Annotated in this window: 19 protein-coding genes; 13 read left to right on the top strand and 6 right to left on the bottom strand. The window is 59.9% G+C overall.

The window, feature by feature from the left end:
* Positions 1 to 118: 118 nt before the first annotated feature.
* The 6 genes from AABM54_RS15740 (at position 119) to AABM54_RS15715 (ending at position 6,386) form a co-directional block, all read left to right on the top strand.
* Entirely contained in the window at positions 119 to 1,126 is a 1,008-nt protein-coding gene (locus AABM54_RS15740; protein ID WP_347906220.1) for an ATP-binding protein, read from the top strand.
* Positions 1,108 to 1,785, top strand: a complete 678-nt coding sequence (locus tag AABM54_RS15735; protein WP_347906218.1) for a VWA domain-containing protein — start codon at positions 1,108 to 1,110, stop codon at positions 1,783 to 1,785. Before AABM54_RS15740 ends, AABM54_RS15735 begins: the two co-directional genes overlap by 19 nt.
* A gap of 40 nt (positions 1,786 to 1,825) precedes the next feature.
* On the top strand, positions 1,826 to 3,472 hold the full coding sequence (locus AABM54_RS15730; RefSeq protein ID WP_347900907.1) for a phospholipase D-like domain-containing protein: 1,647 nt from the start codon (positions 1,826 to 1,828) through the stop codon (positions 3,470 to 3,472).
* A 194-nt stretch (positions 3,473 to 3,666) separates the two neighbouring features.
* Positions 3,667 to 5,226, top strand: coding sequence for a tyrosinase family protein (locus AABM54_RS15725; protein WP_347900906.1), 1,560 nt, complete (start codon positions 3,667 to 3,669; stop codon positions 5,224 to 5,226).
* A 3-nt stretch (positions 5,227 to 5,229) separates the two neighbouring features.
* A complete protein-coding gene (locus AABM54_RS15720) occupies positions 5,230 to 5,967 on the top strand; it encodes a DUF2182 domain-containing protein (RefSeq protein ID WP_347900905.1) in 738 nt (245 codons plus the stop codon).
* Positions 5,968 to 6,029: 62 nt separating this feature from the next.
* The gene (locus tag AABM54_RS15715) at positions 6,030 to 6,386 is read left to right on the top strand and encodes a hypothetical protein (RefSeq protein WP_347900903.1); all 357 of its coding nucleotides are present in this window, start codon (positions 6,030 to 6,032) and stop codon (positions 6,384 to 6,386) included.
* Positions 6,387 to 6,405: 19 nt separating this feature from the next.
* On the opposite strand, the gene AABM54_RS15710 is transcribed toward AABM54_RS15715, so the two are convergent.
* The 3 genes from AABM54_RS15710 to AABM54_RS15700 all read right to left on the bottom strand — a co-directional run bounded on the left by AABM54_RS15710 (position 6,406) and on the right by AABM54_RS15700 (position 10,216).
* Positions 6,406 to 8,415 carry a hypothetical protein gene (locus AABM54_RS15710; protein WP_347900902.1) on the bottom strand — a complete coding sequence of 670 codons (2,010 nt, stop codon included), beginning with the start codon at positions 8,413 to 8,415 and terminating at the stop codon, positions 6,406 to 6,408.
* A gap of 107 nt (positions 8,416 to 8,522) precedes the next feature.
* Positions 8,523 to 10,061 carry an MFS transporter gene (locus tag AABM54_RS15705; RefSeq protein WP_347900901.1) on the bottom strand — a complete coding sequence of 513 codons (1,539 nt, stop codon included), beginning with the start codon at positions 10,059 to 10,061 and terminating at the stop codon, positions 8,523 to 8,525.
* A complete protein-coding gene (locus AABM54_RS15700; RefSeq protein WP_347900900.1) occupies positions 10,058 to 10,216 on the bottom strand; it encodes a hypothetical protein in 159 nt (52 codons plus the stop codon). Before AABM54_RS15700 ends, AABM54_RS15705 begins: the two co-directional genes overlap by 4 nt.
* Before the next feature lie 103 nt (positions 10,217 to 10,319).
* On the opposite strand from AABM54_RS15700, the gene AABM54_RS15695 reads away from it, so the two are divergent.
* Entirely contained in the window at positions 10,320 to 11,186 is an 867-nt protein-coding gene (locus AABM54_RS15695) for a LysR substrate-binding domain-containing protein (RefSeq protein ID WP_347906217.1), read from the top strand.
* A 71-nt stretch (positions 11,187 to 11,257) separates the two neighbouring features.
* Here the strand turns inward: AABM54_RS15695 and AABM54_RS15690 are convergent, their stop codons facing one another.
* Positions 11,258 to 11,713, bottom strand: coding sequence for a thioredoxin family protein (locus tag AABM54_RS15690; RefSeq protein ID WP_347900899.1), 456 nt, complete (start codon positions 11,711 to 11,713; stop codon positions 11,258 to 11,260).
* A gap of 430 nt (positions 11,714 to 12,143) precedes the next feature.
* On the opposite strand from AABM54_RS15690, the gene AABM54_RS15685 reads away from it, so the two are divergent.
* The 4 genes from AABM54_RS15685 to AABM54_RS15670 all read left to right on the top strand — a co-directional run bounded on the left by AABM54_RS15685 (position 12,144) and on the right by AABM54_RS15670 (position 15,667).
* Complete coding sequence (locus AABM54_RS15685; RefSeq protein ID WP_347900897.1) at positions 12,144 to 12,533, top strand: RidA family protein; 390 nt, start codon at positions 12,144 to 12,146, stop codon at positions 12,531 to 12,533.
* A 50-nt stretch (positions 12,534 to 12,583) separates the two neighbouring features.
* Positions 12,584 to 13,348, top strand: coding sequence for an IclR family transcriptional regulator (locus tag AABM54_RS15680; RefSeq protein WP_347900895.1), 765 nt, complete (start codon positions 12,584 to 12,586; stop codon positions 13,346 to 13,348).
* Positions 13,349 to 13,385: 37 nt separating this feature from the next.
* Positions 13,386 to 14,603 (top strand): amino acid deaminase, encoded by a 1,218-nt coding sequence (locus tag AABM54_RS15675; protein WP_347900894.1) that lies wholly within the window; start codon positions 13,386 to 13,388, stop codon positions 14,601 to 14,603.
* Positions 14,604 to 14,743: 140 nt separating this feature from the next.
* Entirely contained in the window at positions 14,744 to 15,667 is a 924-nt protein-coding gene (locus tag AABM54_RS15670) for a sugar kinase (protein WP_347900893.1), read from the top strand.
* Positions 15,668 to 15,790: 123 nt separating this feature from the next.
* Here AABM54_RS15670 and AABM54_RS15665 read toward each other — a convergent pair whose 3' ends face one another.
* Positions 15,791 to 16,066 carry a peptidylprolyl isomerase gene (locus tag AABM54_RS15665; RefSeq protein WP_166589508.1) on the bottom strand — a complete coding sequence of 92 codons (276 nt, stop codon included), beginning with the start codon at positions 16,064 to 16,066 and terminating at the stop codon, positions 15,791 to 15,793.
* A 52-nt stretch (positions 16,067 to 16,118) separates the two neighbouring features.
* Positions 16,119 to 18,656 carry a PAS domain-containing protein gene (locus AABM54_RS15660; RefSeq protein ID WP_347900892.1) on the bottom strand — a complete coding sequence of 846 codons (2,538 nt, stop codon included), beginning with the start codon at positions 18,654 to 18,656 and terminating at the stop codon, positions 16,119 to 16,121.
* A 130-nt stretch (positions 18,657 to 18,786) separates the two neighbouring features.
* Between AABM54_RS15660 and AABM54_RS15655 the strand changes: the two genes are divergently transcribed.
* Entirely contained in the window at positions 18,787 to 19,896 is a 1,110-nt protein-coding gene (locus tag AABM54_RS15655; protein ID WP_347900891.1) for a PilT/PilU family type 4a pilus ATPase, read from the top strand.
* Between the two features lie 150 nt (positions 19,897 to 20,046).
* A complete protein-coding gene (locus AABM54_RS15650) occupies positions 20,047 to 23,787 on the top strand; it encodes a hypothetical protein (protein ID WP_347900890.1) in 3,741 nt (1,246 codons plus the stop codon).
* The last annotated feature ends 19 nt before the right edge of the window (positions 23,788 to 23,806 follow it).

Here is a 23,806-nt window from a genome sequence, read left to right as displayed (position 1 = left end):
GCTTGCAGCCTGTTTCTTCAGGCTAAAATCGACACCTTTATTGCGAGCGCTTCGCGCTCGAGCGGGAGCAAGCTCCCTCGCCACAACGCAAGCACCGACCATGACCGAGATGAACAAAATGACCGACACCCTGCATTTCCCGCTGTCCGCCGTGGTCGGTGCCGATGCCCTGAAACTGGCGCTGTGCCTGACCGCCATCGACCCGAAAATCGGCGGCGTGCTGATCGAAGGCCCGCGCGGTATGGCCAAGTCCACATTGGCCCGTGGTCTGGCAGACCTGCTCGCCAGCGGTCAGTTCGTCACCTTGCCCTTGGGTGCGACCGAAGAGCGGCTGGTCGGCACCCTGGACCTGGACGCTGCGCTGGGCGAAGGTCGGGCACAGTTTTCTCCCGGTGTTCTGGCCAAGGCTGACGGTGGCGTGTTGTACGTCGACGAAGTGAATCTGCTGCCCGATCACCTGGTCGACTTGCTGCTGGACGTGGCCGCCAGCGGCACCAACCTGATCGAGCGTGATGGTATTTCCCATCGGCATTCGGCGCGTTTTGTCCTGATCGGCACCATGAACCCGGAAGAAGGCGAGCTGCGCCCGCAATTGCTTGACCGTTTTGGTTTGAACGTCGCGCTCGGCGGGCACACCGCGCCGGCCGAACGGGGTCAGATCATTCGCCGTCGCCTGGATTTCGACAGCGACCCTCAAGGCTTCTGCGCCCAGTGGGAAGCTCAGCAACAGGCACTGCGCGAACGCTGCCAGCAGGCCCGCGAAGCGTTGGCGAACATCCCCCTCGACGACCAGGCACTGGCGCAGATCACCGAACGCTGCTTCGCGGCCAGTGTCGATGGCTTGCGTGCCGACCTGGTGTGGTTGCGGGCTGCCCGCGCCCACGCGGCGTGGCGGGGTGCGTCGCGTATCCATGAAGACGATATCGAGGCCGTGGCCGAGTTTGCCTTGCGTCATCGCCGTCGTGAACAACCGCCGATGCCACCCCATCAGAACAACACGCCGCCATCGAATACGGCAGAGCAGCCGAATTCAGGCACAGGCCAGGGCCAGTGGGGCGAAATGCCCGCCCAGGCGTTGCCCACCGGCGCCCGGCGTGACGTGCCGAGCTGGCCAAAAAAGCCTTAGGCATTCGCCCTCGATCTGACGCGGGGGCGAATGCCAAACCCCGTGCAGGACGCCTGAAAAACGGTCGGCAAGGCCCGTGTCGGGCCGCGAAAAGCGGCTCGATCAATTGGCCCGGCACGCTGCTCAATGGCCGCCCGCGTCAGCGCGAAGACCTGCTGTTTCACCTGCGCAGTCGTTCGCCTCATGAGCTGTGGCTGGTGATTGTCGACGCTTCGGCCTCGACCCGTCGCCACCATGCCTTGAGCGACGCTAAAGGGCTGCTGGCGCAGGTGTTTGACGACGCGTATCGGCAGCGCGCACGGCTGGCGTTGTTGACGGCCAGTGGCACGGCGCCGAAGTGGCAGGTGCAAGGTTTGAAAGCCTCTGCCGGGTTACGCGACTGGCTGGAGGCCTTGGGGGCGGGCGGTGGCACGCCGTTGCTGGCGGCGCTGGACGAAGCGGCGCAGTGGCTGGCCACGCGGCAAAAGCGTTTGCCGGCAGAGCAGCAGCGATTGCTGCTGGTGACCGACGGCCGTCTCAGGCATTTGCCCGTGCCGAGGGCATTCGATTGCCCGGCGCTGCTGGTGGACATCGAGCGTGGGCCGATCCGGTTGGGGCGGGCGAAGGCGCTGGCCCATGAGTTGAACGCGCACTATCGGCACATCGACAGTCTCAAGTGAGCACCTATGCTGTGGGTTCAACTCATCACAGGAGTGAACCATGCGCGTGCTAGCCGCTAATCGTCAGGACGACTTTCGCGTCAAAGCCTATGCCGGCACCAACGGCGTGTTACTGGCCATGGACCTGGCCGAGCCCCGGCGTAAAGGCTTGCTGGGCTTTGCCATCGAGAAACAGCAGGGCGACAAACCCTGGCAGTTCCTGTTCAACAGCCTGACCTTTCCGGGCAAGGTCCACACGTTCCCCCAGTACCACGCGACCCCCAGTGATATCGCGCCTTTGCAGAAGTTTCGCTGGGCCGACTACGCGGTCAACCCAGGGGTGACGATCCACTACCGGGTGCACCTGGCCTACGGCAGCGCCGATGCGCCGCAGTTGGGCGAAGCGCTGGAGGTGACGGTGACCACCGACAACGGTCTGCCGGCCGGCCAGCATGTGATCTTCAATCGCGCCGTCGCCGCGAGCCAGGCGTTTTCGCGCAAATTCCCTGAGCTCGATGCACAAATCAGCGCTAACAAGAATCTGTCCATCGACGACTGGCCCGACGCGCCTCGGCAATGGCTGGAAAACGGTCTGCTGGAAGAGTTGCTGGGGTTTATCGAGCGCGCTTTAGACGCCCAATGGGCCCTGGACATCGCCATTTACGAGTACCAGTTGCCGAGCATCATTGATGCCGTAAACGCAGCCTTTGCTCGTGGGGTGAAGGTCCGGGTGCTGTATCACGCCAAGGTCGGTGATACCGACACCACTATGAATGAAGAGAGCCTGGCGAAGCTGCCCTCCGAGAACAAACGAGGTCGGGTGACCCACGCGATCTTCCATGACAAGTTCATCGTACTGAGCAAGGTCGATGGTGCAGGGGAGTACCGGCCTCAATCGGTACTGTGCGGCAGTACCAATTTCACCGACAACGGTGTCTACCGCCAGGCCAACGTGGTGCATGTGCTGGATGACAGTCGTGTGGCTGGGAGTTACCTGCACGTGTTCGAACAGATCTGGGCCGCTCCCGCCGATGTGGGTGCCACCCGGACCTGGTTGACCAAAAGCAACCCGATGGACCCTGCACAACCATTGTTTGTCGGGTTTTCACCGCGTACCGGCCAGGCGGATTTGACTCAGTTCGTCGAGATCATCAACGCCGCGAAAAAGGACGTGCTGTTCGTCACGGCGTTCGTGTTGCCGGATGAAATCCTCAACGCGCTGCTGGGTCAGCCTCACGATGATGTTCTGCGTTTCGGCTTGCAGAACACAGCTAGCAGCATCACCGGTTTTCACGCCGACCGCACGGCCGAGTTCGCCGCCACCGCGTTGCTCAATACAGGGCTGGAGGGCTGGCTCAAGGAAAGCATGAAAGGCCAGAAGGGCAATTTGCTGGTGCACCTCAAGGCCCTCGTGATCGACTTCACCAGCGATGCGCCGGTGATCCTCAGCGGCAGCCATAACCTGAGCGTCAACGCCAGTGAGGGCAATGACGAGAACTTCCTGATCATCCGTGGCGACACTGACCTGGCCGACCGTTATGGCCTGGAGCTATTGCGCTTCTATGAGCATTACCGGTTTCGGTATTTCGCAAGGAAACTGGCGCTCAAGGAGGTCCAGCCACTGGCCGCCGACGACAGCTGGAGCAATGACTACTACCTGGAAGGCGACCTGCGGATGCTGTCGCGGCTGCGTTTTTCAGGGCGTTAAGCCCGCAAGACAGATTACCTTGCCGAACAAGGAGTTGGCCTGATGCGCTGACGCCGATAGCGCGGGGATGGCTCACAAGGATACGCCGCTGGTCTAGTCGCGGCGGCGGTCCAGGGCGAATTGATATCACCTGATCTAGTGTTGCCAGTTGAGGATCATGTCCTCATCCACGCGGTTTTTCAGGGAGATCTACCATGGCACATGTACGGCGTGATGTATGGAAGCTGGATTCTGGCTGGAACGATACGTTGAAGTGGTATGCGCGTGGCGTCGAGGAACTGCAGAAGCGACCGTTTACCGACCGCACCAGTTGGTGTTACCTGGCAGCGATTCACGGTTTTGATAAAAGTATCTGGATCAGCGCCGGCTACATGCATGCAACCACGGCGCTCCCGCCCAAGGCCGACCAGGCCCTTTACTGGGACCAATGCCAGCATTCCACCTGGTATTTCCTGCCCTGGCACCGCGGCTACGTGGCGGCATTCGAGCAGATTGTGCGTGCCGCCATCGTCGGGCTGGGCGGCCCACAGGACTGGGCCTTGCCCTACTGGAACTACAACGAAGGTGCGCAATCGTTGCATTTGCCGCCGTGCTTCGCCGAAAAGACGCTGCCTACGGGCGGCAGAAATCCGCTGTATGTCGAGCGTCGTTATGGTCTTTCAGGCAACGGAAATGTTGTGCTCGATCCGTCCCAGATAGGCCTTGCTGCGTTGGATGATCCGGTCTTCGAAGGCCCGCTGGAAGGCATCCCCCCAGGTTTCGGAGGACCTGCAACGGTGTTCAATCATGATGGCTCTGGTGGCAGCGGCGCCAATATTGAACAGACACCGCACAACGTCGTTCACGTTGAGGTGGGCTTCAAGAGTGCAAAGTTCCCTCATACCCTGGGCTTGATGACCGACCCCGATACGGCGGCGCTGGACCCGATTTTCTGGCTTCACCACGCCAATATCGATCGCCTGTGGGAGGTATGGCTCAAAAATAACCCCCATCACCAGAACCCAGATGATCCGGCGTGGTACAACGGCCCACCTGCAGGCGGGCGAGTCTTTATCGTACCCACCACGCAGGGCACGGCATGGCAGTTCAAGGTGGGCGACATGCTGAATACGCTTTCCCCGAAACTCGATTACAGGTACGAGGATACCGGTGTGACCGTCGCGGCCGAGCCGCTGGTCAAGCAACGCCTTGCCCGGCTTGGAGCGTCGAAGGATCTGCTGAAGACGTTCTCCACGAAGGGTTTAATCGCTCCTCAGGGCGGCCCGACCGAATTGATCGGTACCAACGATGCGGCGCTGGATCTGGTCGGCACCTCCATCGAAACCCCCGTGGCGCTTGATCAGGCGGGCTCGAAAAAGGTCTTCACCAGCCTCAAGTCGAAATCGTTCTCGGCGACGCTGCGGGTGCCTGATCGGGTCTTCCTCAAACTGGAAAACATCCGGGGCAAATCCGATGCGGTCGTCCTCGACGTCTACATCAATCTGCCGACGGATGCCGACCCTGCCCAGCATGCTGATTTGCGTGCAGGGACATTGGCCTTGTTTGGCGTACGCAAGGCCAGCCTGCCGGATGGCGAGCATGGCGGGAACGGTGTCAGCCAGGTGTTCGAAATCACCCACATCGTCGATGCGCTGCACCTGGGCGGGGTGACGTCGGCCGCACAGCTCAAGGTCCGGTTTGTCTCGGCATCGCCGATTCCGCCCGAGGATCAAATTTCCGTGGGCAGTGTGAGCATCTATCGGTTGGGTGATTAAAGGGTGCCCACCTACCTTCTGGTCGCCGCGTTGACCCTGGGCGCCCGGCCATGGCTGATCCTGATCAGCCTGGCCGGTTGGGGGTTGCTGTTGGGTGCGGTGCAGATGCTGTCGATTCCGGCGTACTGCGGGACATTTCCGGCGCTCGACTCTGCCGCGAGCTGGGCGGGAGTTGAACAGGCGTTGCTGTTCAATCCGCCGCGTCAGTTGCTGTCTTCGTGGTGGTTGATGCTGCTGGCGATGATGCCCTTGTTGCTGATTCATCCTCTTGAGCATGTGTGGCAGCGCAGCCTGTCGAGAAAGCGCTGGCAGGCGGTGGCCTTGTTCGTGTTCGGTTTTGTAGCGGCCTGGACCCTGGCCGGTGTGGTGCTGATGACCGTGACGGTGGGGGCGAGGGTGATGCTGGGGCTTTCCCAGGTGACGGCGTTTGTCGCCGCCTTGGGGCTGGGCCTGGTGTGGCAGGCTTCGCCGTTCAAACAGAGGTGCCTGAACCGCTGCCATTACCGGCCGAGGATTTCGGCATTCGGCTTCGCTTTTGTTCGGGACTGTTTGAGGTACGGCGTGGTCAGCGGTGGCTGGTGCATCGGTTCCTGCTGGCCACTGATGCTGTTGCCGATGCTTGCCGATCAAGGGCATCTGCCGATGATGGCGCTGGCCATGGGGTGGATGATTCTGGAGCGCATGCAACGGGCACAACCGCCACGCTGGCATTCGCCGTTTCACCTGCGGTTGTTTCGCTGAGCAGAGTGACGGGCTCGGGATAAGTGCTAGCATCAGGCCACTTATTGCATGGAAGCGTTAGCATGACCTGTCTATTTCACCAGGGCGGATCACCGCTTTGGTCACGTGTTCTCTGTGTCCTTTTGCTGTTGGCCAGCACCTCGGTGCTGGCTGGCAACACCCCGTGCTCGGGTCGCAAGGGCGGCATTGCCGGCTGCGATGGCGAGACCTTTTTGTGCAACGACGGCTCCATCAGCGCCTCGAAAAAAGACTGTTCGGCGATGTTCGGCATTCGCGGTTCCAGTCAGGCTGCGCGCCCGCAGCCACTGCTGCAAAGCGATGACGGCTGCCAATGCGGCAGCGGCAGTTATTGCACCGGGCCACGCGGCGGCGTCTATTGCCTGACGCCCGGCGGCAGCAAGAGTTACAAGCGCAAATAAGACGATGATCGCTGTGTGGTCAGCGCGGCGCAGCACTGATGGTCGCGTTGCGCCAGGCCGTTTGCAGTTGTTCGTTGAGCAGCGCCGGGACGGTTTTGCCCGGTTGTTTCTCCAGGCTGATTTTCAGCCCGTTGAGTGAGCGACCACTGAGCCGGTTGCCCGCCAGGTCTTCGCGAAAGACTTTCTCCGCTTCGCTGTACTGACCCTGTGCGAGCAACCCGTAACCCAGTGATTCGCGCAGCGTGTAGTACCAGTCCGGTGGCTCGTTGTAGGCGAGGCCGTCCTGAAGTTGCACGGCTTTGCGCCACGCCGCAATGATCTGGCTGTTGCTGTCGCCCTTCAGTTCCTTGAGGTCGGCGCTCAGCACCTGTTGTGGATCGTGGCCGAAAATGTCGGCGCTGGCACTCTGCAGCGGGGCCAGGTCTAGCTTGCCGTGCAAGGCGTCCTGGGCTTTGTTCACCAGGATCAGGTTGGCGATGCGCAGCAGTTCCAGCGCCTGGTTGCTGCCGTAAGGCAGTTTGGGGTGGGCACTCAGGTTCTCTTGCACCGCACGCCAGTAACCCTTGAGTGCATCGCCGGCGGCGCGGTTGTCGAGGTCACTGGCCGTGAGTGTTTGATAGGCCTGGGCGTAAGCGGCCATCATCCCTGTGTAGGGCAAGGTCAGTGGTTCCCAGTTTTTGTTGGCCTTGGCGCAGGTCTCGTTAATGGTCACCAGCCCGGCGTCGACTTTCGGTGCGATTCGCTTGAGGGCGTCCCAGTCCTCAAAACGCACGGCGAAGTAATAGGGCACGGCATAGAAATAGTCGGCCTTGGTGCGAATTTCCTGCGGGTACTGCTGGCAGAGGAAATCCAGCGCGGCATAGCGGGTGGTGTTTTCCACCAATTCTTCGGCCATGTTCATGGCTTCGTTCCGGCGCCCTTCGATGGACAGGGTCCAGGTCAAAAAGTGAATGTTGTGCCCCAGGTAATGCAACGGGTACGGGCTCTGCGGGTCGACCTGGTGCGCGTAGGCCCGGTCGACCGACACGGCGGTGTAGTTGGCGACGCTGGCCAGGGCGTTGTCGCCGGTACGCTGATAAATGTGGGACGCCATGTGCACCAGGTGACCGATGGCCGGGTTCTGATCGCGAAAGCGATCGGCCATGGGCAGGCCGCTGGTGGGGAAGGGTGATTCTTCAATGGCATGGATGTAAAAGTGGTTGGCTCCGGTATGCAACTGGTCCTGCCCCAGTACGCGGTTGAGCACTTGCAACGCCTCGTAGGCGGCCGGTGTGGGTTTGACTTCATCGGACACGGCCTCTGAGCCGTCCCACCATTTCCAGGGGGCCAGGTTGAGCAGCGCATCGGCGTACAGGGTGGCGGCGTCGAGGTCGTCGAAGTAGGTCTGCGACAGGGTTTTCATCGCCTTGGCGTAACGCTGCTTGCCTTCGTCGCTCAGGCTGACCTTGCCGTCCCGGGTGCTGTAGAGCGTGAGAAATGCCGTGGCGTAATCGACCTCGCGCTGCAATTGCCGCTCGCTGAAATGGGCCTGGGCGTTCGGGTCGTTGCGACGGGCTGTTGCGTTGTCCAGGGCGATTTGTGCCGAACGATAGGACAGGCGATCGCAGCCGAGGGTCGCGACACTGTTGATGTTGGAGTTGGCCGACAGCGCGATGCCCCAGTACGGCATGGCGGCGCCTTCATCGAAGCGACTGGCCTGGTAGAACGCGCGGATAGCCTCGGAAAAATTGAAACCATATTGCAAGGCGATGCCTTGGCTGTAGAAGGCCTCGACCTGATTCGTTTCATTGAGGCTCACCAGCGGATAGCGCGTACCCCCCAACCCCGAGAGCAACTGTGCCGTGCGGGTGTCCTGCTGGCTGACGCACGCGTGCAGCACATCGAGAAACGGCGTGTCGGGCGAGGCCGGCACGAAGCCATTCGGGTCCTCGGGAGCGCCGTGGCCCAGGGTATGGGCCATGGCGACGGGGAGGCCGGTCAGTAACAGACTGCCGACCAGAGTGGCGCGCAGGAAACAGGGCATGGCCATGAGGTGATATCCCTTTCAAAGTGCCAGGGCGGCAGCGAATCCGTTCGCCAGGAGTATCGTTGAGTTTGAACGGAATGCCAGTGGCCCTGCGCCTCACCGCTGTGGGCCTACTCCACCCTCAATGAATAGGATTGTGCTTGCGGCACGGGATTGCGCATCAGCGTGCCGACCACCAGTGCCCCCAGCAACGCCAGTAACCCGGCGACCCACAACACCCGACTGAAGCCACCGACGAACGCTTGCTGTGCCAGCGGCGCAACGATTGACCGTGCCGACTCCGGCAAGGTGCCCATGGCCGCCGCCATGTCACCGGCCACCACCCGTGAAGCGATGTCGCGCGTGTGCTCAAGCCATGGCGAACCCGAGGTCGAAAGGCCGGTGTGCAACAGGTGTTCGGTGTGGCTGGCGAGCAATGCACCGAATACCCCGATGGCCAGCATGATCGCGCTGAAGCGCATGGTGGTGCTCATGCCCGAGGCCATACCGGCGCGGTCCCGTGGCACGCAGGCCATGATGTTTTTCTGCGTGTCGCCGTTGAGCAACCCGGCGCCAGCGCCCGTCACGGCAATCGCCAGGGCAAAGCTCAAGTAGCCACCGCTGTCGACCGCCCAGGCACTGAGCAGGTTGCCGGCGCCGACCAGCGTCAGTCCCGCCGCCATCAATGTGGCCGGGGCGTAACGCGAGGCCAGCCGCACACCGATGCGCGGGCAGATCAGCATGGTCAGCGCAAAGGGCAGCATGCCCAACCCTGAGGCAATGGCCGAGAACCCCAAACCGTTTTGCAGGTAAAACGGCAGCAGGGTCATCATCACCTGAGCGCACCCGGCGTAGGCAAACATGCCGAGCAAGGCACCGATGAAGCGCGGGTGCTTGAACAGTTGCAGGTCGACCATCGGCCGGCGCTGCATCCGTTCGATCACCACGAACAGCCCCAGCAGACCGATACCGCCGAGCAGGCGTGCGTACGTCAGCGGGTTGCTCCAGCCAATGCGGTTGGCTTCGATCAGCCCCCAGATCAGGCACAGCAGGCTGGCGCTGAACGCCAGGCTGCCCCAGGGGTCGAGTCGGGCGGCCTGGGTGTCGCGCGATTCTGGCACGGCGCGCCAGACCATCGCCATCAACAGCAGGCCCACCGGCAGGTTGAGGTAGAAAATCCAGCGCCAGCCGATGAACTCGGTGATCAGGCCGCCGACGGTCGGCGCGGCGGTCATCGCAACGCCCATGCAGGCGCCCCAGAATGCCCAGGCCTTGGCGCGCTCGACTTCGTCGTGAAAGGTGTGGCCGATGGACGCCAGGGCCGAGGTCAGCAACAGCGCCGCACCGACGCCTTTGATCGCCCGGGCGATGTCCAGCAACAGCGCGTTCGGCGCCGCGCCGCAACCCAGGGACGCGAGGATGAAAATGCCCAGGCCACAGAGCAGGGTTTTCTGGCGGCCGAAACGGTCGGCGATGCTGCCGGCCGGCAACAGCAGGGCCGCAAACGCGAGCATGTAGGCGCTGACCACCCATTCGATGTCGGCGAAATTGGCCCCCAGGTCACGGGCGATACTCGGCAGCGAGACGGCGACGATGTTGGTGTCGAGCACGATCAGCGAGCAGACCCCGGACGCAGTCAGCAGCGTCATGCGCGGGCTGGCGCGGTTCATGACGTCACCCGCTGTGGCACGCTGGCCATCGCAGTCTGGGCGATTTCCAAGTTGAGGATTGCCTTGTGGGCAATGCCGTCATCAGGCGTGGCGACCATGGCATGGTGCAGGCTGAAAACAGCAGTCAGCGCGATAAGGCTTGATTTGACGCGCATGGCGCAGGCTCTCTACTGTGGATGTACGTGCAGCTTATCCCGGTGGTTTCGACACGTTGTTAGCCAGGGAGCGGCACTTCATTACCTATGAGCTAACGCAATGATTGATATCCGGCACTTTCGTTACTTTCTGGCGGTGGCCCGACAGCGCAACTTCACCCGCGCGGCCGAGCAACTGGGCATCGCGCCGCCGACCTTGAGCCGGCAGATCCAGGACCTGGAAAGCGCCCTCGGCACGCGGTTGTTCCTGCGCGGTCAGCGCGAAGTCAGCCTGACCGAGGCGGGCGCGGCGCTGGTGATCGAGGCCGAGGCCACGGTGCGCCAGTTCGAGGTGGCCCAGCGCAATGCGCAGCGGGCCGGGCGGGGAGAGATCGGTCATATCGAGGTCGGGTATGTAGCCTCGGCGGTGTATGGCGGGTTGCTGCAAAAACACGTTCAGGTGTTCAGCCGAAACCATGCGGATGTCAGCCTCAGCGTTCGGGAAATGTCCATGGCGGCGCTGCCGGCGATGGTCGTCGATGGTCGATTCGACATCGGCTATGTCCGCTCCCCGATGAACCTGCCCGAAGGCCTGGAAGCCATTCACCTGGACGCCGAAGGGTTTGTCCTGGCGCTGCCGGCCGATTCCTGGCTGGGGCGTTTACCGGACATCGCCCCGCAACACCTGCACAACGAGACGTTCATCCTCCCGGAGCAGATCAACGGCACGTTGCAGATTGCCGCTCTCGGCGGTTTCGCACCGCGCCTGGGCCCTCAACCCGGCGGGTTGGTGGCGGTGATTGCGCTGGTGTCGTTGGGGCAGGGCGTGGCGGTGGTGCCCGCATCGGTGGTGGGTCACGTCAGCCTGCCGAATGTGCTGTATCGGCCGATCAGGGGCAGCGAAGCGTCGTCCTGGTTGTCATTGATCCACCGCCGCTTCGAAAAGGCCCCGGCAGTGGCGCGCTACATTGAGCGGGTCAAAAGTGGCTGACGATCATGATCCTCCAGAAGCTGCCTTTTGGAGGCTTGGTTCATCTGAATGATGAATGGCGCCACGCGCTATCAATTCAGGCTGTTGTGAGCCAGACGACGCTCCAGCAAGGTGTATCCGCGCGGGGCCATGCACAGTTTTTTCAGGGTTTGCTTGAGCCAGGTCAGGTCATGACGAGGGATGCGGTCCAGGGGTTTTGGGCGAATTTTCCCGACGTGGCGTGTCACGATTTGTTCGAGAAGGGCCTTGCTCTCAAAACCCTTGAGTTTCTGCACCAGCTTGCCCTTGTTGAAGAACAGTACGGTGGGGGTGCCGGTCACATCCTGATGCCGGGGCGACTCGCTGGTGTCCAGCATGTAGATATCGGCCTGATCCACATAGGGCCTGGCCACCTTCTGAAAAATCGGCCCCGCCATTTCACAGGCATAACAACTCGGGTGGCCGAAATACATGATGACCGGACGATAGGTGCTCAAGGCCTTGCGGTAGCCCTGCGGCGTGGCAATGCGAGTGATGATGGCATTCATGGATATCGTCCTTGTTGTGGCGGTCTCGCGTTGATATCGACCCTAATACAGCGAGTGCTGTGGGGCTACTGTCAGATCTGACAGTGCTGTGATTTTTCTGACCAGAGGTGAAGCTTTGGTTTTTTGGGCTCCCGCTACCGGGCAAGGGTCGCTCAGTGGTTTCGCTTTTCCCCGGCACTTCATGCCCCAGGGTGATCTTGCTACCGACTGTTGTGCCTGCGGTTGGCAGTACGTGTTGATGCATTGCTCTGTTGTTTTGTTATCTCGTTGAATCATCGGGTTTTTTTATAGAGTCGAGATTTTCGCGAAATCCTGTGGCACACTTTCTGCGACTCGTTCCGGTATTGCATATTAAGTTCCGTTATAGCGGAATTTATTTGGTGGCGCTCATCATGCAATGCCGACTTTTCTTTTCAGCAGGAGAAACACCATGAGCATTACTCGTTATGGCACCGGCAGCACCGCCGGTGGCGGCCAGCCCCGTCCTTTCGCTCGTGCTGTCGAAGCCGATGGCTGGTTGCACGTATCCGGCCAGGTGCCGGCGGTAAATGGCGAAATCATTGTCGGCGGCATCGTCGAGCAGACGCATCAGACGATGCGCAACCTGATCGCCATTCTTGAAGAAGCCGGTTATGGCCTCGAAGACGTGGTGCGCACTGGCGTGTGGCTGGAAGACCCACGGGATTTCTGGAGTTTCAACAAGGTGTTTTCCGAGTACTTCAGCCCTGAGCACGCCCCGGCCCGTGCCTGCGTACAGGCGAACATGATGGTGGATTGCAAGGTCGAGATTGACTGCATCGCCTACAAGAAAAAGGCCTGAGCCGCGGGCCGCCACCTTATTCTGGTTGAACGCTGCGGGAACCCACTGACATGACCGAAGACACCATCAAGCGCCGTGCACGCGGCCTGGACCGGGCGTTCGATATCCTCGATTTCCTCAAGGACATCGGCCGGCCACTGCGCCCCAACGAAATCGCCAGCGGCATCGGCAGTCCGAAATCCACGGTCTACGAACTGGTCGCGTCCCTGCTTGAACGACGGATTCTCGAACCGGTGGGCAAGGACGGTCACGTCTATCTCGGGCGGCAACTGTACTTTCTCGGCCAGGCGCATTTACGCCATTTCGACCTGACCCGCGAGGCCGGTCACGCCTTGCAGGAGATCGTCAGCCAGACCCGCGAAACCGCGCAGATGTGCCTGCTCAACGGGCGCAAGTACACGGTGGCGCTGATGAAAGAGGGCGAGCGGCATTTCCGTATTTCTTCCAACATCGGCGAGAACGCGCCGATCCCGTGGACGGCTTCCGGGCGCCTGTTGCTGGCGCATTTGAGCGACCAGCAGATCGTTGAGCTGATCGATGACCAGGACTTCATCCTGCCCGACGGTGAACGCTTGCTGCTGGAACATTTCCTGGCGCAAATCCGTCAGGCCGCAGTCGACGGTTTCTTCTCTTTCGACAGCGTTGCCGACACCTTCACCCATTGCTTCGCTGCCCCGGTCAAAGACCCGAACGGCGTGGCCATTGCGACCCTGTGCATCGTTGCGCCCAGAGCCGATGCCCAAAACAATTACAACGACTATCGCCGGGTATTGATCGAAAGCGCGAACAACCTGGCCCGTCGCATCAACGAATAACCACGGCTGCTCGCGGCCACGCTTGAGGAGTTTGAACATGTCTTCTGCCTTGAATATCGCTGTCGTGGAAAAGGGCGCGGGTCAACCCGGTGCAAACCTGGTGCGCGACATCAGCCTGCCGGCGCTGGTGCTGCACCGCGACGCGCTGGAACACAACATTCGCTGGATGCAGGCATTCGTCAGCGACAGCGGCGCCGAATTGGCCCCTCACGGTAAAACCAGCATGACCCCGGCATTGTTTCGGCGCCAACTGGAAGCGGGCGCCTGGGGTATCACCCTGGCGACGGCCGTGCAGACTCATGCGGCGTATGTTCATGGCGTGCGGCGGGTGTTGATGGCCAATCAGTTGGTCGGCGCGCCGAACATGGCGCTGATTGCCGATTTACTGACAGACCCGACGTTCGACTTCCACTGCATGGTCGATCACCCGGACAACGTCGCCGACCTCGGGGCGTTTTTCGCGGCGCGCGGCCAGCGCTTGAACGTGATGATTGAGTACGGCGTGGTTGGCGGTCGGTGCGGCTGTCGCAGCGAAGCCGACGTGTTGGCCCTGGCCGAAGTGATCAAGGCACAACCGGGCCTGGCGTTGACCGGTATCGAAGGCTACGAAGGGGTGATTCATGGCGATCATGCCGTCAGTGGCATTCGCGAGTTTGCCGACTCGCTGGTGCGCCTCGCGGTGCAACTGCAAGACAACGGCACGTTTGCCATCGACACGCCGATCATCACCGCGTCGGGTTCGGCCTGGTACGACCTGATTGCCGAATCCTTCGAAGCCCGGAACGCCGCTGGCCGTTTCCTCAGCGTGTTGCGCCCCGGCAGTTACGTGGCTCATGACCACGGCATCTACAAAGAAGCGCAATGCTGCGTGCTGGACCGTCGCAGCGATTTGCACGAAGGCCTGCGCCCGGCGCTGGAGGTCTGGGCGCACGTGCAGTCCTTGCCGGAGCCGGGTTTTGCGGTGATCGCCCTGGGCAAGCGTGATGTGGCGTATGACGCCGGGCTGCCGGTGCCATTGCTGCGTTACCGGGCGGGTGTGTTGCCAGCGGTGGGCGACGATGTCAGTGCCTGCAAGGTGACGGCGGTCATGGACCAGCACGCATTCATGACGGTGGCGGCGGGGGTTGAGTTGCGGCTGGGTGACATCATTTCGTTCGGGACTTCCCACCCGTGCCTGACGTTCGACAAGTGGCGCACCGGCCTGCTGGTGGACGCGCAGTTGAATGTCATCGAAAGCATGGAAACCTGTTTTTAGGTTTGAGGCTGCAGCGTGGCTATCGCGAGCAAGCCTCGCTCCCACAGGGATTTGTGAACGACACAGATCCAGTGTGGGAGCGAGCTTGCTCGCGATGACGGCCTGCTAGACAACATTGAATCATCAGAGCCCCCACAATAATGAACACCCTCAGCCCCAACACCCCACGCATCGCGCTGATCGGCGAATGCATGATCGAGTTGCAGCAGCGCGCCGATGGCAGCCTGCAACAGAGCTTCGGCGGCGACACCTTGAACACGGCGGTCTACCTGGCTCGTGAGTTGGGCGCCGGGGCTCGCGTGGATTACGTCACTGCGTTGGGTGATGACAGTTTCAGCGATGCGATGTGCCAGAGCTGGGCGGACGAAGGTATCGGCCTGGCGATGGTTCAGCGTCTGCCGGGGCGTTTGCCCGGTTTGTACTGCATCCAGACCGATTCTTCGGGCGAACGTCGCTTCCTCTATTGGCGCAACGAAGCAGCGGTACGCGATTGCTTCACCACGCCTGCGGCCGCGCCGATTCTGGCAGCACTGCCGGATTACGATGGGCTGTATTTGAGTGGCATCACCCTGGCGGTGCTGGGTGAAACAGGGCGTCGAAAACTGATTGAAACACTGGTCGAGGCGCGTCGGCGGGGGTCGCGGATTGTGTTCGACAACAACTATCGACCGCGCTTGTGGAGCAGCGTCGAGCAGGCCCGCGCGGCCTATCGCGAGGTGTTGCCCTACGTCGATCTGGCACTGCTGACAGTGGACGATGAGCAGGCATCGTTCGGATTTGTCGACACGGCAGCGGTGTTCGCGGCTTATGAACAGATCGGCACTGCGGAAGTGGTGCTCAAGCGCGGCGCCGAGTCGTGCCTCATCCGGTGTGGCGACGAGTCCTTCGAGGTGCCCGCGCAACGTGTCGAACGGGTGGTGGACACCACCGCAGCGGGAGATTCGTTCAGTGCGGCGTACCTGGCCAGTCGTTTGCGGGGCGATCGCCCGGCAGAGGCCGCTGTGGCCGGGCATGCGCTGGCGAGTCGGGTGATTCAGGTGCCGGGGGCGTTGATTCCGAAGTAGGCCGTGAATGGCCGTTTGCTGCACAAGCGGATCGCGGGCAAGCCCGGCTCCCACAGGGTTTGAGGTGCTGCGGCAATCTGCGGCAACACCGTAAAAACCCATGGGCGGGTCAAAGTCCACCCGTCAATCGCGGTAAAACACCTGCACCAGGTGATAACCGAATTTGCTCTTGATCGGGCCATGCACCACCCGCAGCGGCTTCTTGAAAATCACCGCGTCGATAACGCCGACCATTTGCCCGGGACGTACTTCGCCCAGGTCGCCACCGCGTTTGCCGGAGGGGCAGGTGGAGTATTTCTTGGCCAGCACATCGAAGGCCTCGCCCTTGGCGATGCGTTGCTTGAGCTGTTCGGCCTCGTCGGCGGTTTTCACCAGAATATGGCGGGCTTGAGCTTTCATGGGGCAGTTACCTTGTAGCGGTGGTGTCGGCGGGGCGCGATTATGCCTGATATCAACCGGCCTGGCGGATCATGTGGCGAATCTTGCCGGCCAGTAACTCAATGGAAAACGGCTTGGACACCAGGTCCATGCCCTCGTCGAGAAAACCCTGGCGTTCGGCGGCTTTTTCCGCGTAACCGGTCATGAACAGCACTTTGAGACCCGGTCGATACTGACGGGCGATCTCGGCCAACTGTCGGCCATTCATGCCTGGCAGGCCGACATCGGTGATCAGCAGGTCGACCCGAAGCCCGGACTCGATCAAGGGTAACGCGGCCCGGGCGTCCTCGGCCTCGTGGGTGGTGTAACCCAGCTCGTTCAGCACGTTGAGTACCAGCATGCGCACGGCCGGGTCGTCTTCGACCAGCACCACCGACTCACCGGCCGTGGCAAACGGAGGGTCCAGAGTCGCGGGCGTGGCGGGTTTTTCCTGCGGTACGGCGTGCAACCTCGGCAGGTACAGCCGCACGGTGGTGCCTTGGTCGGGCTGACTGCTGAGGGTCACGTGGCCACCCGACTGCTGGGCAAAACCGTAGATCATCGACAGGCCCAGCCCGGTGCCCTGGCCGATGGGTTTGGTGGTGAAGAACGGGTCGAACGCCTTGGCCAGGATGCGCGGGCTCATGCCCGAACCGTTATCGCTGACCCCGAGCATCACGTAATCACCGGCCTTGACCGGTTCCAGCGTGCTGATCTCGGTGCCGTCGAGGTAACTGTTGGCGGTTTCAATCAGCAGTTCACCGCCCTCGGGCATCGCATCGCGGGCGTTGATCACCAGGTTGAGCAGGGCGTTTTCCAATTGACTGGCGTCGGTGTTCACCGGCCACACATCGGTGCCCAGCCGCAGGTTGAGTTCAATGTGCTCGCCCTTGGTGCGCCGGAATAGCTCCTCAAGGGAGCGCACCAGCGTGTTGGGGTCCAGCGGTTGGCGATTGAGCGACTGACGGCGCGAGAACGCCAGCAGCCGATGGGTCAACGCGGCAGCGCGGTTGGCCGAGGACACGGCGGCGTCGGCGAAACGGCCGATTTCGTCGCTGCGGCCATCGGCGATGTAGCGCTGCATCAGGTCGAGGCTGCCGATGATCCCGGTCAGCATGTTGTTGAAATCATGGGCGATGCCGCCGGTGAGCTGGCCCACCGCTTCCATCTTCTGGGCGTGGCGCAATGCGTCTTCGGCCCGTTCGCGTTCAAACATTTCACTTTGCAGGCGCTGGTTGGCTTCGGCCAGGGCCTGGGTTCGCTCGCCGACGCGTTCTTCCAGGGTTTCGTTGAGGTTGCGCAGGGCGGCCTCGGTCTGTTTACGCTCGGTTTCATCGATCACGAAAATGTAGAAACCATTGACCGCGCCGTCGGCACCGAAGCGTGGCAGGTACTTCATCAGCGCGAAGCGCGGGCGACCGTCGCGGTGCGGTGAGTACGCCTCAAAACTGCACGACTTGCCGCTGAGGGCCGCATCGATCTGCTCGGCGCGGGTGGCATAGAGCTCGTCTCCCAGCACTTCGCGGATGCTCTTGCCGTAGAGCTCCTGCGGGGTCATGCCGTACCACTCCAGGTACGCGCTGTTATTGAGGCGGAAGCGCTCCTCACGGTCGACGTAACCGATCAGCACCGGCATGGCGTTGATGATCAGTTGCAGCTCGGTCTGGCTTTGGCGCAGGGCCTGTTCGGTGTGCTTGCGCTCGGTCAGGTCCAGGGCCGCGCCGAGAAACCGGGTCGGCCGACCATGGTGATCCTTGTAGCAGCGCCCTCGGGCGAAGACCCAGCGCACCTCACCGTTGGCCTGCAACAGGCGATACTCCTCGCCGTATTCGGTGCCGTGGGTGATGCAGTGCTTGATGCTGCGGGCGACCATGGCCCGGTCTTCAGGGTGGACGCCGCTCAGGTAGGCGCTGATCGGCAGCTGTCCGGCAAGCGCCGGGTCGATGCTGTGCAACTGCGCGAAGTGAGCGTCGGCAATGAAGCGATCCTCGCCGATGTCCCAATCCCAGGTGCCGACTGCGTCGGTGGCGGCCAGGGCCAGTTGCAGGCGTTCTTCGGTTTCATGCTGGGCCTTGAGGCTGGCGTCGGAGCGTTGCTTGAGTTCCAGGGCGATGCGTCGGCGTTCGTTGGTTTCGATGGCCGTGACCAGAATCCCGGCGACCTGTCCGCGCTCGTCTCGGATGGGGCTGTAGGTCAGGTCCAGCCAGAAATCGGACTCGTGGCCATTGCGTTGCAGGTTGAAGCGTTGTTCGGTGTAGGTACGAACCTGCCCCTGTAGGACTGCGCTGTAGATCGGGTCGGTAAAGTCTTTGAGTTCTGGCCAGACCAGGTGTGTTGGCTGTCCGAAAGCTTGCGGATGCTTGCTGCCCGCGAGCAGGGCGAAGCCATCGTTGTAGATCTGTGTGAGCGCCGGGCCCCACAGCAACAACATTGGCATGGGCGAGTGAATCACGATGTCCATGGCGGTGCGCAGGCTTTGTGGCCAGTGGCTGGCAGCGCCCAACGGGTTGTTGGCCCAGTCCAGGCGAGCAATCAGGGCCTGGGCATCGCTGCCGGAAGGTGATCCGTTCATCAAGGGTTCCTGCGTCAAGTCGGTACGGCGGCCTCTACTATCCTTCAACGGTGTAGACGCATGATGGCGCGAAAAGTCGCGTGATCAGGCGATAACCGATCAATTGAATGCTGCCCGGACGTTTTTTGCCATGGAAATTCACTCGTTGTTGAGAATGCTGGCCAGTCAGGATGGTTCCGATCTGTACCTGTCCACCGGGGCACCGCCCAGCGGTCGTTTCAATGGGGCTCTTCGGCCGCTGACCCGTGAAGCGTTCAAGACCGGGGAGATCGCCGCCATCGCAGCGAGCATTATGGACGCCGAACAGCGCGCCGAGTTCGACCGGGAGCTGGAAATGAACCTGGCGATTTCCCTGGTCGGCATCGGGCGGTTTCGGATCAATATCTTCAAACAGCGCAATGACGTGTCCATCGTCGCCCGCAACATCAAACTTGAGATTCCACGTTTCGAAGACCTCAAATTGCCGCGGGTGCTGCTTGAAACCGTCATGCTCAAGCAGGGCCTGATGCTGTTTGTGGGGGCCACCGATTCTGGCAAATCAACGTCGCTGGCGGCACTGATCGATTACCGCAACCGCCACAGCAGTGGTCACATCATCACCATCGAAGACCCGGTGGAGTACATCCACCGACACCAGAAGTCGATCATCAACCAGCGCGAAGTCGGGGTCGACACCCGAAGCTTTCATGCCGCGCTGAAAAACACCCTGCGCCAGGCACCGGATGTGGTGCTGATCGGCGAAATCCGCGACCGCGAAACCATGGAACACGCCCTGGCGTTTGCCGACACCGGGCATCTGGTGATGTCTACCCTGCATGCCCACAACGCCAACCAGGCGCTGGATCGCATCATCAATTTTTTCCCCGAAGAGCGTCGGCCGCAGTTGCTGATCGACCTGGGCAACAACCTCAAGGCGTTCGTCTCGCAGCGTTTGGTCCGTACCCGCGACGGTCAGCGTCGCGCCGCCGTGGAAGTGATGCTGGGCACGCCGACCATCGCCGACCTGATCCGGCGCAACGAGTTGGGCGAACTCAAGAACATCATTGAAAAGTCTGCGGAGCAGGGTATGCAGACCTTCGATGGCGAGCTTTACAAGTTGGTTGTGGAGGGGGTGGTCAGTGAGAGTGAAGCGTTGAAACATGCGGACTCCGTTAATAATTTGAGGCTGCGGCTGAAACTTGATGTCGAGTCGGCAGCGGTTAAGAAACTACCTCCGGGGGAGTGGGGCTTGATCGAGTGATGGTGTTTTTAGTGTATTTGAAGTGTGAGCTTTATGTGGGTTTTCGTTGCCTGCAATGTTGGCTAATAAGTTGCTGATTGATGGTTTTCTATTTTTGATTAGAGTTCCGTTCTGTTCGATAAAACATTAGAGCTTGATCGGGATATTAATATGAAAATCAGAAACAGTTTGAATGAGTCTGCTGCCTCCGCTACTGAAGATTATTTGTTGTGTGCGCAGGCTGATGAAGTAGATCGCGGGGAACTAATTGGTGAGCTTAAGGCTATTATTAGAGGCCGGCCCGATAAGGACGTCCTTGATTTCTCCAACCGTATTTTCCCGCTGAGGGCGGAATCATCGCTTGGTTATGTACACGAACCTCTCAGTAAACTACTGGGCGATATGCTTAGATTGGAGCAGGTTAAAGCTGTATTTGCCAGAGAGAAAGTAAAGTCCTACTCCCCGCCATTTGTCACCAGTAGTGGCCGTTTTGAGGTCTTGGGACCTCATGGCAGGCTGGATGTCGCTGAACACTTCCATTCCGATCCGGTTGTCGGGCCCCAACTGCGCAATCTGGTAGATGCTGCAAAAGAGACTGGCGGAGAAGTAAGGTCCGGTGGTGGTTATGCCGTCCCATCTCAATGGATGTGCTTTCACGGACTGGAAGTCCCAGAGAACGTGGAGCAGGTTAAAAATTTGCTGCCCTTTCTGGAGTGGAAATGGCCAGCGTCTGATTCCTTTGGCAATTACTGGGAGCAGCTCACGGGCCATGACGGTGAGTCAGTTGTACTGACGCCCCCCCAGTACGCGGAGATTCGTGCACTGACCGTCCGATTTGTGCCCAAGGGCCAGAGCCTGCTCGATACGTTGTACAAGAACGTCCAGCCAGCGCTTTCCGCTCATGTCGATTGGCAGAATGCGAATGAAACGATAGCGCACTTAGTGAGCCATACATTTTCTCAAGAACTGGCCAAACAATACATTGATGAATTGGGTTGGTATGGTTCGGGCGACGGCGAAACTGTAAGCCGGAACGATCTGGCACAACTGCTTATCACGGCAATTCTTCTTGAGCTCAATCCGCTTTTCGGCGTGAATGAGAAGCGAAACAGTTTCGGCACATATGATGTTTATGAGCCGAGGATGTCTGTTGATAAACCACTGTTTAGTATTCGCGAGGACGTGGAACGACACCTCTTGAGTAACCAGCGGGTTTCCAGTGCGATGGCACCCTTGGCGTCGCATTTGCTGTTGGCTGGCATTGCGCCTGGCGTTTTGGTCAAGGATGTGCCTTATGCGCTCATGGCGGGTTCGATAGGTTGGGTGACTTTTTCCCAAGCAGTGGCGTTGGTCGAACTGAGCTCCCCAGGGGGTTCACGCTTCATGACTTATGACCAGGTCATGTGGTTCGCCAGTATGGGTGAGATAAGTTCGTCACTGGCAAAGTTGCAGGGCGTGTTAGCGCTCGAACCCATTATTGACTGGGCTTTAATCAACGAGGTAATTACGCATGAGGCGCTGACGGCATCTGCCAAGGACGCCGCTGAAAGTGCCTTGTCCGCTTATCAAACATATGTAGAGGGCATGGCTCTGGGGGTCAAGGTATTCACGACTCCGCCGCCGTGCCGAAAAAAGATTGCATTGGCAGCTCTGAAAGAGGCAGCACCCGGGTGTGATTTTCTAGAGGTGGCTATGCTCAAGGAACTGAGAGAAAGCCACTGGGACTCACGCAAGATGTCCATGCTCGATCTGCATATGCAAGGTGAGCTGAGCGGTGCAGCATGGGATCGGATGAGCGAGTCTAGCCTCTATGAGGTCTATCCGAGGCTGCTGCAGCTGGCCCCTAATCAACCCAGGTTTGAAGAGCAGGTACGCGAGCATCACAGCAACCTTCATAGGGCACTGGCGGCCAGTATCAAACTGGCAATGTCGAATATGCTGGGCGCACATCGCGACATATTTAAGAATAATGAAGTCACCTTTTTCACCGTCCGCCCATCGGTAAGTAGGCTTGTCGGAGGCTCTGCCGGCAGTGTCGGCCTCACGGGCGCCAATGTTAAACCTTCAAGGCATGTGGAGAACCAAGCGGAAAAAGATGCAGCGACCGGTCGGTACGGGATTGTCATGTGCGTCTCCCTTGGTAATAACCAAGTTCTTTGCTATGAAGTGTTCAAGTTGCAAGGGATCTGCCGGGTCAATACTCACTTGGGCGATGTGATTCAAAAAGCCGGGATAATGCGTATGCCTTCCCGACTGGAATTCAATGGGAGCTTGACGGAAGATATGCCGGCAGTCCCTATGACTCATCCTCGGATCGACCTCGAAAGTTATACCCATGGGATCCTGCCGGACACGGGAATCGTTAGTGATGTGGTTATCGAAAAACTGGGCACTCTGGCAGCGCCGACATCCATGCCCGAGAAAAAACACAGCGCTTATCAACACTTCCTTAACCCTCACCTCAACAGCATCGCGCAGTTCATTGTCACTCATCACCCTTTGGCGAGCGTTGAGGAACTCACTCAGGCGGTCAGTGTACTCACCGAATACGAACGCAAGGGCGTAGTTGTCGATAAGGTGGTGACCTATGTTGTTGATCTGGTCGTACCGTTCAAGAAGTGCATAGAGGATATTGCCTCCGGAGAAAGAAACCGAGTAGTCGATGGGGTATTTGGCTGCATTATGGACGCTGTCGGCATCGTCTTTACAGTCTTTGGGGCTACGACCAAGATCTTGAGCATTGCGTCCAGGACCGTATCCCTGACGTCGAAGGCCGTTAGTCTTGCAAAGTTCGCTTTGAAACTGACGGTATCGGTTTTCAATCCGCTCGACGGTGTACCCGGCGCAGCGTATCGAAGCTCGAAAGCGGTTTTAAAAAGTGGGTTGCAATTGGGGCACGAGGGTGCCCAATTGGTACAGGCGGCAACATCCCAGTTGCGTAGGCTGACAGGCAAAGCCAAGTCTGTGGACCTACTCCAGTCGGCGTACAAGCCCCATCTTGGACAAGGGACGTGGCGCCCTCTAGGCAGTACGGTCGAGGTAGTAAACGTGTGTGCGGTCAGTCAAAAGAACCACTGGTATGCCGTCAGTCGATACGGTAAACCCTGGGGCAAACGACTGGCCAACTTCGACTTCAAGCAAGCGTTCTCTCTACCCGACTTCAGCAGGGCATTACCGGCGGTCCATAGTCGCCAGATTATTCAACAGAGCTTGCCGATAGCACGTCAGAAGATTGATAGCGCAATCTCGGTACTGACGCGGCTGTCCCTCAATCACGAAACCAACCTTGCAATCGGCCTGTTTCTGGGAAGTACGCCTCAGGCACGTGACGACCTGCTCTTCTTCTTGAAAGTCCTCAAAACGGACTTCAATGGCACGTCTGCCAGTAACTTCATTTTGGACAGTGCGAGAGATAACGTGAACGTCATTCAGGTTAATCCGCTCGACTACAACAAATGGAAAGAAGAAATTAAAGTTGGGACGGCAGACCGTAAGTTCTTCAATATCAGTACTGAATATTTGAATAGTCATTATAAATTGGCAGGTTTTAAAAACGCTGCGATCGCCGATGATCTGATTCACGAGATGTTCCGCGCCGGGCCTAACAGGATCGATGTGGTCTCCGCCACAGCAGCGAGTCAGGGGCGCCGAGGCATAGATGTGGCGCCCTTGTTGAACCTTGCTTCAGGTCACTTTCCAAGCTCGACCAGTGGCGCGACTGTTCACTATCATCAACGCGCTAAAGCACTTGTCAATGCTGACTCTTATGCGCTGACAACCGCATTGCTCAGCCAACGGGAAACTGACAATGCTGAGTATTTGGAAAACATTCGCATCATGAGTGCAGCCATTGCAGGCAGCGCAGACGGCCCCATTCAGGGTGAGGTGTTGGTGAATTTTAATACGAACTAAGGCATCTCCCGATGCCGCA

The sequence above is a fragment of the Pseudomonas purpurea genome (genome assembly GCF_039908635.1).
GTDB lineage: Bacteria > Pseudomonadota > Gammaproteobacteria > Pseudomonadales > Pseudomonadaceae > Aquipseudomonas > Aquipseudomonas purpurea.
The sequence above is the reverse complement of the archived record's forward strand: the minus strand, read 5'-3'. Positions and strand labels throughout refer to the sequence as shown.